At 35.8% G+C, this 11,903-nt stretch carries 12 protein-coding genes and 4 tRNA genes; all 16 read right to left on the bottom strand.

Annotated features, from left to right (window positions below; genetic code table 11):
* Positions 1–83 precede the first annotated feature (83 nt).
* Complete coding sequence (gene rpoB, locus H8R22_RS05930; RefSeq protein WP_187008485.1) at positions 84–3,896, bottom strand: DNA-directed RNA polymerase subunit beta; 3,813 nt, start codon at positions 3,894–3,896, stop codon at positions 84–86.
* A gap of 276 nt (positions 3,897–4,172) precedes the next feature.
* Positions 4,173–4,541 carry a 50S ribosomal protein L7/L12 gene (rplL, locus tag H8R22_RS05925; protein WP_187008486.1) on the bottom strand — a complete coding sequence of 123 codons (369 nt, stop codon included), beginning with the start codon at positions 4,539–4,541 and terminating at the stop codon, positions 4,173–4,175.
* Between the two features lie 84 nt (positions 4,542–4,625).
* A complete protein-coding gene (rplJ, locus tag H8R22_RS05920) occupies positions 4,626–5,126 on the bottom strand; it encodes a 50S ribosomal protein L10 (RefSeq protein ID WP_187008487.1) in 501 nt (166 codons plus the stop codon).
* 22 nt (positions 5,127–5,148) lie between these two features.
* Positions 5,149–5,838 carry a 50S ribosomal protein L1 gene (gene rplA, locus H8R22_RS05915; protein ID WP_187008488.1) on the bottom strand — a complete coding sequence of 230 codons (690 nt, stop codon included), beginning with the start codon at positions 5,836–5,838 and terminating at the stop codon, positions 5,149–5,151.
* 13 nt (positions 5,839–5,851) lie between these two features.
* Positions 5,852–6,289, bottom strand: a complete 438-nt coding sequence (gene rplK, locus H8R22_RS05910) for a 50S ribosomal protein L11 (RefSeq protein WP_187008489.1) — start codon at positions 6,287–6,289, stop codon at positions 5,852–5,854.
* Positions 6,290–6,357: 68 nt separating this feature from the next.
* Positions 6,358–6,909, bottom strand: coding sequence for a transcription termination/antitermination protein NusG (gene nusG, locus H8R22_RS05905; protein ID WP_187008490.1), 552 nt, complete (start codon positions 6,907–6,909; stop codon positions 6,358–6,360).
* A gap of 8 nt (positions 6,910–6,917) precedes the next feature.
* Positions 6,918–7,115: a preprotein translocase subunit SecE gene (gene secE, locus H8R22_RS05900; RefSeq protein ID WP_187008491.1), complete on the bottom strand. Its 198-nt coding sequence runs from the start codon at positions 7,113–7,115 to the stop codon at positions 6,918–6,920.
* Positions 7,116–7,132: 17 nt separating this feature from the next.
* A tRNA-Trp gene (locus H8R22_RS05895) sits at positions 7,133–7,203 on the bottom strand.
* A gap of 61 nt (positions 7,204–7,264) precedes the next feature.
* The gene (gene tuf, locus H8R22_RS05890; protein ID WP_187008492.1) at positions 7,265–8,452 is read right to left on the bottom strand and encodes an elongation factor Tu; all 1,188 of its coding nucleotides are present in this window, start codon (positions 8,450–8,452) and stop codon (positions 7,265–7,267) included.
* Between the two features lie 54 nt (positions 8,453–8,506).
* Positions 8,507–8,578, bottom strand: a tRNA-Thr gene (locus H8R22_RS05885).
* Between the two features lie 41 nt (positions 8,579–8,619).
* Positions 8,620–8,700 (bottom strand) — tRNA-Tyr (locus tag H8R22_RS05880).
* Positions 8,701–8,746: 46 nt separating this feature from the next.
* Positions 8,747–8,820, bottom strand: a tRNA-Thr gene (locus H8R22_RS05875).
* Positions 8,821–8,909: 89 nt separating this feature from the next.
* Positions 8,910–9,212: a ribosome hibernation-promoting factor, HPF/YfiA family gene (gene hpf / locus H8R22_RS05870; protein ID WP_187008493.1), complete on the bottom strand. Its 303-nt coding sequence runs from the start codon at positions 9,210–9,212 to the stop codon at positions 8,910–8,912.
* A 38-nt stretch (positions 9,213–9,250) separates the two neighbouring features.
* Positions 9,251–10,144, bottom strand: a complete 894-nt coding sequence (locus tag H8R22_RS05865; RefSeq protein WP_187008494.1) for a tyrosine-type recombinase/integrase — start codon at positions 10,142–10,144, stop codon at positions 9,251–9,253.
* 77 nt (positions 10,145–10,221) lie between these two features.
* The gene (gene rpsU, locus H8R22_RS05860) at positions 10,222–10,416 is read right to left on the bottom strand and encodes a 30S ribosomal protein S21 (RefSeq protein ID WP_072959426.1); all 195 of its coding nucleotides are present in this window, start codon (positions 10,414–10,416) and stop codon (positions 10,222–10,224) included.
* A gap of 259 nt (positions 10,417–10,675) precedes the next feature.
* Entirely contained in the window at positions 10,676–11,845 is a 1,170-nt protein-coding gene (locus H8R22_RS05855) for an acyl-CoA dehydrogenase family protein (protein WP_187008495.1), read from the bottom strand.
* Positions 11,846–11,903: the final 58 nt, after the last annotated feature.

Below are 11,903 nucleotides of genomic sequence, written 5' to 3'. Positions count from 1 at the left end.
TTACGGGTCTAAATCCTAAAAACTTATTTAAATGTTAAAGTAGAGACGCGATAAATCGCATCTCTACTACTAACAAAACTTATTTATTCTTCTAATCTAATATCTAACCCAAGACCTTTCAATTCATGCATTAATACATTGAATGATTCAGGTAATCCTGGTTCTGGCATAGACTCTCCTTTTACGATTGCTTCGTAAGTTTTAGCTCTACCAATAACATCATCAGACTTCACTGTCAAGATTTCGCGTAGTGTACTTGATGCTCCATAAGCCTCAAGTGCCCAAACCTCCATCTCTCCAAAACGCTGACCTCCAAATTGCGCTTTACCACCTAAAGGTTGTTGCGTAATTAATGAGTATGGCCCAATAGAACGTGCGTGCATCTTATCATCAACCATGTGTCCTAATTTTAACATATAGATCACACCAACAGTTGCTGCTTGATGGAAACGCTCTCCTGTACCACCATCGTAAAGGTGTGTATGTCCAAAACGTGGAATTCCAGCTTCGTCAGTCAATTCATTGATTTGATCTAATGAAGCACCGTCAAAAATTGGAGTAGCAAATTTTCTACCCAAGTTCATACCAGCCCATCCTAAAACAGTCTCATAAATTTGACCAATGTTCATACGTGAAGGTACCCCAAGTGGGTTCAACACAATGTCAACTGGTGTTCCGTCTTCAAGGAAAGGCATATCTTCATGACGAACGATACGAGCAACAATACCTTTGTTACCGTGACGTCCAGCCATTTTATCCCCTACTTTCAACTTACGTTTCTTAGCGATATAAACTTTTGCTAATTTCAAGATTCCTGCTGGTAATTCATCACCTACAGTAATCGTGAATTTCTCTCTACGTAAAGAACCTTGCAGGTCATTCAACTTAATTTTATAGTTATGAATTAATTCATTCACCATTTTATTAGTTGCATCGTCAGCTACCCATTGTCCTTTGCTTAAGTGAGCAAAATCTTCAACAGCATAAAGCATTTTTTGAGTGTATTTTTTACCTTTTGGTAAAACTTCTTCACCCAAATCATTCATTACACCTTGAGAAGTTTTTCCGTTTACGATTAAGAAAAGTTTCTCTACTAATTTGTCTTTTAATTCAACAAATTTAGTTTCGAACTCCATTTCTAAAGCGCCTAAAGCATCTTTATCTTGTGTACGTTTACGTTTATCTTTTACCGCTCTCGCGAATAATTTTTTGTCAAGAACTACACCGTGTAAAGAAGGAGACGCTTTTAATGAAGCATCTTTTACATCACCTGCTTTATCCCCAAAGATTGCACGAAGCAATTTCTCTTCTGGAGTAGGATCTGATTCTCCTTTTGGAGTAATTTTTCCGATAAGAATATCACCAGGTTTAACCTCGGCACCAATTCTAATCATTCCATTTTCATCTAAGTCTTTAGTAGCCTCTTCAGAAACGTTAGGAATGTCATTAGTCAACTCTTCATTACCCAATTTAGTATCTCTAACCTCAAGTGAATAATCATCCACGTGAATAGAAGTAAAAATATCATCACGAACCACTTTCTCAGAAATAACGATAGCATCCTCAAAGTTGTACCCTTTCCATGGCATAAAGGCCACTTTTAAGTTACGACCTAAAGCTAGCTCTCCGTTTTGAGTAGCATATCCTTCAGACAAAACCTGTCCAGGAATAACTCTATCCCCTTTTCTTACGATAGGCTTCAAGTTAATACTAGTTCCTTGATTGGTTTTTCTAAACTTGATTAGGTTGTATGTCTTATCATCGTTTTCAAAACTAACCATTCTTTCTTCTTCAGAACGATCATATTTGATAGTGATAATATTAGCATCAACATATTCTACAGTACCATGCCCTTCAGCATTTATTAATACTCTAGAGTCAGAAGCTACTTGACGCTCTAAACCAGTTCCAACAATTGGTGCTTCAGGACGAATTAATGGTACGGCCTGACGCATCATGTTAGATCCCATCAACGCTCTATTCGCATCATCATGTTCCAAGAAAGGAATAAGAGACGCAGAAATTGAAGCAATTTGGTTAGGAGCAACATCCGCATAATCCACTTTTGCAGGATCAATAACAGGGAAATCCCCTTCTTGACGAGCAATTACGTTTTCTGCAAGTATTTTTCCAGAATCATCCATCTCAATATTTGCTTGAGAGATCAACATTCCTTCTTCTTCTTCAGCACTTAAGTAAATAGGTGTAGCTTCTAAATCTACAACACCATTAGTTACTTTACGGTAAGGAGTTTCAATGAATCCCATTCCGTTTACTTTAGCATAAACTCCAAGAGATGAAATCAAACCAATGTTTGGTCCCTCTGGTGTCTCAATAGGACATAAACGTCCGTAGTGCGTATAGTGAACGTCACGAACCTCAAATCCAGCTCTTTCTCTCGAAAGTCCACCTGGTCCAAGTGCAGATAATCTTCTCTTGTGTGTTATCTCAGCTAGTGGATTCGTTTGATCCATAAATTGAGACAACTGGTTAGTACCAAAGAAAGAGTTAATAACCGACGATAATGTTTTAGCATTAATCAAATCGATTGGTGTAAACACCTCGTTATCTCTAACGTTCATTCTCTCACGAATAGTTCTAGCCATACGAGCTAAACCAACACCGAATTGTTGAGACAATTGTTCACCAACTGTTCTAACACGACGGTTTGATAAGTGATCAATATCATCAATATCTGCTTTCGCATTAATCAACTCAATTAAATACTTAACGATAGTTATGATATCTTCTTTGGTAAGCACTTGCTTTTCCATTGGGATATCCAACTGTAATTTTTTATTCATTCTATAACGACCTACTTCACCTAAATTGTAACGTTGGTCAGAAAAGAATAATTTATCAATAATACCACGAGCAGTTTCTTCATCAGGCGGTTCTGCGTTACGCAATTGTCTGTAAATATGCTCAACAGCTTCTTTTTCAGAGTTTGTTGGATCCTTTTGTAACGTGTTATGGATGATAGCATAATCAGCTTGATTAGCATCTTCTTTGTGTAACAAAATAGATTTAACGTTAGAATCAATGATTTCTTCTACATTATCTTTGTCGATAATTGTATCTCTATCAAGGATTATTTCGTTACGTTCAATAGAAACTACTTCACCAGTATCTTCATCTACGAAATCTTCGTGCCATGTGTTCAATACACGAGCAGCTAATTTTCTACCGATATATTTTTTAAGTCCTGTTTTAGAAACCTTAATTTCTTCAGCTAGGTCGAAAATTTCAAGGATATCCTTGTCTCTTTCAAAACCAATTGCACGGAATAAAGTAGTAACAGGTAATTTTTTCTTTCTGTCGATATAAGCGTACATTACACTATTAATATCTGTAGAAAATTCTATCCAAGATCCCTTAAAAGGAATTACTCTTGCAGAATATAGTTTAGTACCATTAGCGTGAAAAGACTGACCAAAGAAAACCCCTGGTGATCTGTGCAACTGAGAAACAACAACACGTTCAGCACCATTTATAACAAATGTTCCGCTTGGCGTCATGTAAGGAATTGTACCAAGATATACATCTTGAACAATAGTTTCAAAGTCTTCGTGCTCTGGATCTGTACAGTACAGTTTTAATCTAGCTTTTAAAGGTACACTGTGTGTTAAACCTCTTTCGATACACTCTTGAATTGTATAACGAGGTGGATCAACAAAGTAGTCAAGAAATTCCAATACAAAGTTGTTTCTTGTATCTGTAATTGGAAAATTTTCCATGAAGGTGTTGTAAAGTCCTTCATTGCCTCTTTCGTCAGATTTAGTTTCTAATTGAAAAAAATCTTGAAAAGATTTAACCTGAACATCAAGAAAATCTGGATATGCAGGAATGTTTTTTGTAGAGGCAAAATTCAATCTTTCAGTCTGATTTGTTATCATCAATGGACAAAATTTTGATTAAAAAGTAATTTTTATTACTATAAATAGGTCCTATTTATAGTTTAATTTTAGAACCATTACATCTTTAAAAATCAATTTAAGATAACTACTTTCTTATTACCTGTCAATTTTTTTTCCTCGTAATGGAATAAAATATGTTTGCTATCATGGCTTATTATTCAATAAACAAGACAGACTTTTGTTATACGAAAAATGGTTTAGGTCTTTGGGCGACTAAACCCAAGACCTAAACCTTATTCTTTAAACTAAGTTTAACTATTTAAGCTCAACTACAGCTCCAGCTTCTTCTAATGATTTTTTAAGACCTTCAGCCTCATCTTTAGATACACCTTCTTTAACTGTACTTGGAGCAGAATCAACTACATCTTTAGCTTCTTTCAAACCTAAACCTGTAAGTTCTTTTACCATTTTCACAACAGCTAATTTAGAAGCACCAGCTTCTTTTAAGATTACTGTGAATTCAGTTTGAGCTTCTTCAGCAGCAGCTTCTCCACCACCTGATACTACTACAGCTGCAGCAGCTGGTTCGATTCCGTATTCATCTTTTAATATTGTTGCTAATTCGTTAACTTCTTTTACTGTAAGGTTAACTAATTGTTCTGCGAATTGTTTCAAATCTGCCATTTTTTCTATCGTTTTAAAATGATTTGTGAAAATATAATTTATTTATTGTGCGCGTGTTTAATACAAAACTTATGTCTTGTTTAATTATGCCTCTACTTCTTCGCTCCCAGCAAATTGGTTCTGCAAAGCAGAAATAACTCTTTGTGCTGGTGACTGAAGTAATCCAATGATTTCTCCAATAAGCTCTTCTTTAGATTTAATTGTAGCTAATGCATCTAATTGATCATCACCAATATAAACTTCAGAATTAATATAAGCCCCTTTCAATACAGGTTTTGCCGATTTTTTTCTGAAATCCTTAATGATTTTACCAGGAGCGTTAGCGACATCTGAAATAAAGATAGCACTATTACCAGTCAAAACTGAAGGTAAATCACCATAATCATTATCAGAAACTTCCATAGCTTTTGCAAGCAATGTATTTTTAACAACTTCTAATTTAATACCTGCTTTGTAACAAGCTCTTCTCAAGTTTGAAGTCATCTCTGCATTTAATCCAGAAATATCAGATACATAGATAATATTTGTACCAGCTAACTGTGCAGTTAAATCTTCAATCGCGATTGATTTTTCTTCTCTAGTCATACTAAAAATTTTTAACTACCAATTATACTGCTTTAGGGTCCAATGCAATTGCAGGACTCATAGTGCTTGTAAGGTGAATACCTTTAATGTAGGTACCTTTAGCAGCAGTTGGTTTAAGTTTGATTAATGTTTGAATAATTTCGTGTGCATTTTCATAGATTTGCTCAGCTCCAAAAGAAACTTTACCAATTCCAGCATGTACAATTCCAGTTTTATCAACTTTAAAGTCAATTTTACCAGCTTTTACCTCTGCTACAGCTTTAGCAACATCCATAGTTACTGTACCTGTTTTAGGGTTAGGCATTAAACCTCTTGGTCCTAAAATACGACCTAATGGACCTAATTTCCCCATAACAGCTGGCATCGTGATAATTACATCAACATCTGTCCAACCATCTTTTATTTTTTGAAGGTAATCATCAAGACCAACATAATCAGCCCCAGCAGCTAAAGCTTCCGCTTCTTTATCTGGAGTTACTAATGCTAATACTTTTACATCTTTACCAGTACCATGAGGTAATGTTACTACACCTCTTACCATTTGATTCGCTTTTCTTGGATCTACACCCAAACGTACCGCGATATCAACAGACTCATCAAATTTTGCAGAAGCTATAACTTTTATTAATGCCGCAGCATCCTTTAAAGAATATAGTTTGTTCTTTTCAATTTTTGAAGCAGCCTCTTTTTGCTTTTTTGTCAATTTTGCCATGTCTTTCTCTTAATTAAAAAGGAGCGTCTCCTGATACAGTTATACCCATAGATCTAGCTGTTCCAGCAACCATACTCATCGCTTTCTCAATAGTGAAAGAGTTTAAGTCTGGCATCTTGTCTTCAGCAATAGCTCTAATTTGTTCCCAAGTAACACTAGCTACTTTTTTACGATTAGGCTCACCAGAACCAGATTTTAGCTTCGCAGCATCCAATAACTGAACCGCTGCTGGAGGAGTCTTAATAACAAAATCAAAAGATTTGTCTTTATACACAGTAATTTGTACTGGGCATATTTTGCCGGGTTTATCTTGAGTTCTAGCATTAAATTGCTTACAGAATTCCATGATATTAACACCAGCAGCTCCTAAAGCAGGTCCAACCGGTGGCGACGGGTTCGCAGCACCTCCCTTAACTTGTAGTTTAACTACTTTACTAATTTCTTTAGCCATTTTTTAAAAAATTTAACACAACAATCAATGGAAGCGATTGTTATGGATATTATATGTGTAACAAAAAATTATACTTTTTCAACTTGCATAAAACTAAGTTCAAGCGGAGTTTTTCTTCCGAAAATCTTCACCATTACTTCTAGCTTACGCTTTTCTTCATTGATTTTTTCAACAGTACCGTTGAATCCATTAAAAGGACCATCAATTACTTTGATAGTTTCCCCAAGATTAAAAGGAATAGCACGGTTATCAGTATTTACAGCTAACTCATCAACCTTACCTAACATCCTATTAACTTCTGACAATCTCAAAGGAACTGGCTCACCGCCTTTTATTTCACCCAAAAAACCAATAACACTAGTTATCGATTTTATAATGTGAGGAATCTCACCAACTAGGTTAGCCTCTATCATAACATAACCAGGAAAATATACTTTTTCCTTGATTAACTTCTTGCCATCTTTTACAGATACCACTTTCTCTGTAGGAACTAGAACTTGAGAAACATAATCTTCCATCTCTAATCTAGAAATTTCAGTTTCTATGTAAGCTTTCACTTTATTCTCTTGCCCACTAACAGCTCGAACTACATACCATTTTTTAACATTATTATCTGCCATAACAAGAATTAAGCTTTTATCCAGTTAAAAAAATTAGATAAAGCTTTTGCAAAAAACTCATCTACTCCCCATGTAGCCAATGCAAATAACACTGAAAAGACAGCAACAACAATAGTCAGCCTTTGCACTTCAGCCCACTCTGGCCATGTTACATTTGACTTTAATTCTTCAAATGCTTCTGATATGTAATTTAAAATTCTTGCCATTATGATATTTTTTTTTGCACGGGCGGAGGGATTCGAACCCCCATCAACGGTTTTGGAGACCGCTATTCTACCCTTGAACTACGCCCGTATTGAAAGCCAGCGATGCTTAAAATATAAACATCAACTGGCTTTATATAATTTTTAGGAAATTATCCTACAATCTCAGTTACTTGACCAGCACCTACTGTTCTACCACCTTCACGGATAGCGAAACGTAAACCAACACTCATCGCGATTGGGCTTAATAAAGCTACATTAATAGTTAAGTTGTCTCCTGGCATTACCATCTCTACTCCTTCTGGTAAAGTAATAACTCCTGTCACGTCAGTTGTACGTACGTAAAACTGTGGACGGTAGTTATTATGGAATGGAGTATGACGTCCACCTTCTTCTTTTTTCAAGATATAAACCTCAGCTTTGAAAGTAGCGTGTGGTTTTACTGAACCTGGCTTAATGATAACCATTCCTCTTTTGATAGACTCTTTATCAACACCTCTTAACAATAAACCTACGTTATCTCCTGCTTCACCTCTATCAAGGATTTTACGGAACATCTCAACTCCTGTAATAGTAGAAGTTAATTTTTCAGCTCCCATACCAATGATTTCAACTGCATCTCCTGTATTAGCAATACCAGTTTCGATACGACCTGTAGCTACAGTTCCACGACCAGTAATTGTAAACACATCTTCAACAGGCATCAAGAAAGGCTTCTCAGTATCACGTACCGGCTCTTCAATCCACTCATCAACAGCAGCCATCAATTCAAGAATTTTTGGTACCCATGCAGCGTCATTATTCAACCCTCCTAAAGCAGATCCTTGAATAACTGGACAGTTGTCACCATCATATTCGTAGAAAGACAATAAGTCTCTGATTTCCATTTCAACTAGCTCTAAAAGCTCAGCATCATCAACCATATCCACTTTGTTCATGAAAACTACCATTCTAGGAATACCTACTTGGCGACCTAAAAGGATGTGCTCACGTGTTTGTGGCATTGGTCCATCAGTTGCAGCTACAACAAGGATAGCACCATCCATTTGAGCAGCACCAGTAACCATGTTCTTTACGTAATCCGCGTGACCTGGACAGTCAACGTGTGCGTAGTGACGGTTAGCAGTTTCATACTCAACGTGTGATGTATTAATTGTAATACCTCTTTCTTTTTCTTCTGGAGCATTATCAATTTGATCAAATGATTTTGCTTGACAGTAACCAGCATCAGATAACACTTTAGTTATCGCTGCAGTTAATGTAGTTTTTCCGTGATCCACGTGCCCAATTGTACCAATGTTTAAGTGGGGCTTGTTACGGTTAAAGGTTTCTTTTGCCATTTTACTTAATTTTTAATCTATTTATATATTTAATTTCAATCTCTTACTTACTTGAGCCAATGTCGGGAATTGAACCCGAGACCTCTTCCTTACCAAGGAAGCACTCTACCCCTGAGCTACACCGGCAGAGTTCTTAGAATCTAGAAGCGACTCTAGCATTCTTATTGTGGGGAGAGCAGGATTCGAACCTGCGAAGTTTACACAGCAGATTTACAGTCTGCCCTCGTTGGCCGCTTGAGTATCTCCCCTCTTTTTTATTGCCTTACATCATTTCAAAAACCTCAGTTTCAGTAGAGCCGGCGGAGGGACTCGAACCCACGACCTGCTGATTACAAATCAGCTGCTCTAGCCAACTGAGCTACGCTGGCAATTCAATAAAAAAGTCCGCTATTTCTAACGGACTGCAAATGTATAGATTTTATCTCTGAATCAAAACATTTTTTTAAAAAAATTTACATTATATATGTGTTCTTATTTTTTCTTTTCTTTTTACCAACAATCTTTCTAATGAATCGGCAACTAATTCTATCGCCTCCTCAAAGCTTTTGCACTGTTTTTTTACAACAAAATCATCACCTGGAACATTTATCTTTATTTCTGCAATCTTATTTTCTTTATCGCTTGTGTTTTCGACTTTCAAATACACATCGGCAGAAACGACTTTGTCATAGTACTTTTCTAACTTATCCATTCTTTCTTGAATAAAACCCACTAGCTTAGCGTCAACTGAAAAGTTAACAGCATGAACATTTACTTTCATAATAAATATTTTTTAAAAGATTAATTACAACAGAATTACTACTTACTTCTAGGATGCGATTGTTTATACACCTTTTTGAGCTCAGACAAACTACTATGCGTATAAACTTGTGTAGACGCTAAACTAGCATGACCTAGTAACTCCTTAACCGAATTCAAATCAGCTCCATTATTTAGTAAATGAGTCGCAAACGTATGCCTTAAGATATGCGGACTCTTTTTTACTTTATCAGAGACTGCACTAAAGTAAGTATTTATTAAACGATAAACAAAGGATTCATTTAGTTTTACCCCTTTTTTAGATAGAAAAAAATAGTCTAAATCCACAACACTCTCTAGCAAAGCCCTCTCGCTTTTATACACTAAGAGGCGCTCAATTAAAACAGGTAAAATCGGAACCAAACGTTCTTTATTACGTTTTCCTAAAACTTTTATTAATTCACCCGAAAAATCAATATCGCTTATCTTAAGATGAATCAATTCAGCCCGTCTAATCCCGGTGGTATAAAACAAATCAACTATAAGGTTATTCCTTGTTTGCTCAAACCCTACAGGCCTACTATATAGAGATAAGGCCAAAGCAACTTCTTTCTCGGAAAAAGGGATCTGAAGTATAGTCGCTGTTTTCAAAGCCTTATGCTTCATTAATGGACTTAGGCGGATTTGTTTACTCTTTAATAAAAATTTATAAAAAGCCTTCAACGAAGACACTTTCCTATTAACCGAAACAGTAGACTTACCTTCATCGACAAGCGAAACAATCCAAGCTCTAATTTGAGAATAATTAGCTTTATCAATTTCACTTTCACCATAATGAATCTCATTGTAATCAGCAAAACTCTTTATGTCTCTCAAGTAACCACTTACCGTATGAAGAGAATATTTTTTTTCCTTTTCTAAATAATCTCGAAATGCAACTGTGGAAGTAATCATAAAAATAAAAAACCGTTAGCCTCAAAGTTAAAAAACTTTAATGACTAACGGCATGTATTTAATCTAAAAAGATAATCTTAACTCTCTAAACCGTCTTTCATGTTTTGGATGTAAGCAGCTTTTTGAATTTTGATTCTATTTTTTACAGAAGGCTTAATAAAAGCTGTACGTGCTCTTAGTTGACGAACAGTTCCTGTTTTATCAAACTTTCTTTTGTAGCGCTTTAATGCTCTATCTATATTTTCTCCGTCTTTAATTGGTATAATTAACATAATATTGACACCCCCTTTCGTTAAGTGTGCAAAAGTAATCAATATTTTGACTTACAACCTATGAATTGCAAAATATTTTAGGTGTGCCGGCAAAATCACCTTATTACTTCACCAGACTCTTGCCTTTGCCGTCAGGCTATCCGCTACAATCTTTTAGTAAGCAAAGCTTCCTAAAGGATTTTCACTACTATCCTTCACACAAAAAAAGAGTCAATAAATAACTATTGACTCTCTTATTAATGCGATATAAAATAATTTCTTATTTAACCGCTGGCTTGTAATTTTGTTTATCGATGATCATTTTTGATAGAATCTCCTTCAAAATCTCTGAAGTTCCCCCACCAATAGGACCTAAACGACTATCTCGTAACAAACGGGCCAAAGGATATTCCTCCATATAACCGTATCCACCCAACATTTGCAGGCAGCTGTAAATTGCCTCGTCAGCTACTTTAGTCGACTTTAATTTAGCCATAGTGGCTTCTTTCACTACATACTCTCCCTTGTCTAAACGAGCCACAGCCGCATAATTAAACACCTTACAATGTTCTACCTCAGTTGCATGTTCGACTATAGTATGTCTTAAAGCCTGAAATTTATCAATTGTAGTTCCAAATGCTTCACGTTGTGACATATAATCAATGGTATACTCTAAAGCATATTCTGCTCTTGCATGACCATTAATAGCCATAATCAGACGCTCTAAAGCAAAATGCTGCATGATATAAGGAAACCCTTTCCCTTCTTCTCCCATCAAATTCTCTAACGGAATTTCAACATTATCAAATGCAATTTCAGCAGTATCAGAAGCTCTCCAACCTAACTTATCTAGTTTAGTCGCCGAGACACCTTGTGTTTTAGTATCAACTAAAAAGATACTAATCCCTTTATTACCTGCCTCTAAATCTGTTTTAGCAGCAACAATATAATAGTCAGCATAAACACCGTTAGTAATAAATGTTTTAGAACCATTTAAAACATACTTATCTCCTTTTTTAATAGCATTAGTACGCATACCTGCCACATCACTACCTCCAAAAGGCTCAGAAATACACAACGCCCCTATCAAATCCCCCGCTATACTTGGGGCTAAATAATCTTGCTTAATTCTTTCATCGCCTTCCGCGTTTAAATGCGTCATTGCCAAGTAAGCATGAGCCCACATTGCAGCAGCAAAACCGGAAGATTTAATCTTTTGAAGTTCCTCTAAAAATATAACGGTGTAAAATAAATCTAAATTTAAACCTCCGTATGCTTCTGGATATGAAATTCCGAAAAACCCCATGTCACCAAATTTTTTCCATATAAAACGTTCAATGGTGCCGGTTTTTTCCCACTTCTCAATATGCGGAACCACTTCTTTAACTAAAAAACCTCTCAAACTCTCTCTAAACGATTGATGCTCTTCGGTAAAATAACTTGAATTCATATAACTTATAATTTTTGAAAATTAATTTAAAATAACAAAACTGCTCTCAATTATGCGA

Origin of the sequence: Flavobacterium kayseriense, assembly GCF_014305095.1 — a bacterium.
GTDB lineage: Bacteria > Bacteroidota > Bacteroidia > Flavobacteriales > Flavobacteriaceae > Flavobacterium > Flavobacterium kayseriense.
This window is presented reverse-complemented; position numbering and strand designations above follow the sequence as displayed.

Coding starts and splice junctions, on each gene's coding strand:
- rplK (WP_187008489.1), bottom strand. CDS start 6,289: ATGGCTAAAGAAATTAGTAAAGTAGTTAAACTACAAGTTAAGGGAGGT.
- rplL (WP_187008486.1), bottom strand. CDS start 4,541: ATGGCAGATTTGAAACAATTCGCAGAACAATTAGTTAACCTTACAGTA.
- secE (WP_187008491.1), bottom strand. CDS start 7,115: ATGGCAAGAATTTTAAATTACATATCAGAAGCATTTGAAGAATTAAAG.
- H8R22_RS05865 (WP_187008494.1), bottom strand. CDS start 10,144: ATGATTACTTCCACAGTTGCATTTCGAGATTATTTAGAAAAGGAAAAA.
- rpsU (WP_072959426.1), bottom strand. CDS start 10,416: ATGTTAATTATACCAATTAAAGACGGAGAAAATATAGATAGAGCATTA.
- nusG (WP_187008490.1), bottom strand. CDS start 6,909: ATGGCAGATAATAATGTTAAAAAATGGTATGTAGTTCGAGCTGTTAGT.
- tuf (WP_187008492.1), bottom strand. CDS start 8,452: ATGGCAAAAGAAACCTTTAACCGTAACAAGCCCCACTTAAACATTGGT.
- rplJ (WP_187008487.1), bottom strand. CDS start 5,126: ATGACTAGAGAAGAAAAATCAATCGCGATTGAAGATTTAACTGCACAG.
- rplA (WP_187008488.1), bottom strand. CDS start 5,838: ATGGCAAAATTGACAAAAAAGCAAAAAGAGGCTGCTTCAAAAATTGAA.
- H8R22_RS05855 (WP_187008495.1), bottom strand. CDS start 11,845: ATGAATTCAAGTTATTTTACCGAAGAGCATCAATCGTTTAGAGAGAGT.
- rpoB (WP_187008485.1), bottom strand. CDS start 3,896: ATGATAACAAATCAGACTGAAAGATTGAATTTTGCCTCTACAAAAAAC.
- hpf (WP_187008493.1), bottom strand. CDS start 9,212: ATGAAAGTAAATGTTCATGCTGTTAACTTTTCAGTTGACGCTAAGCTA.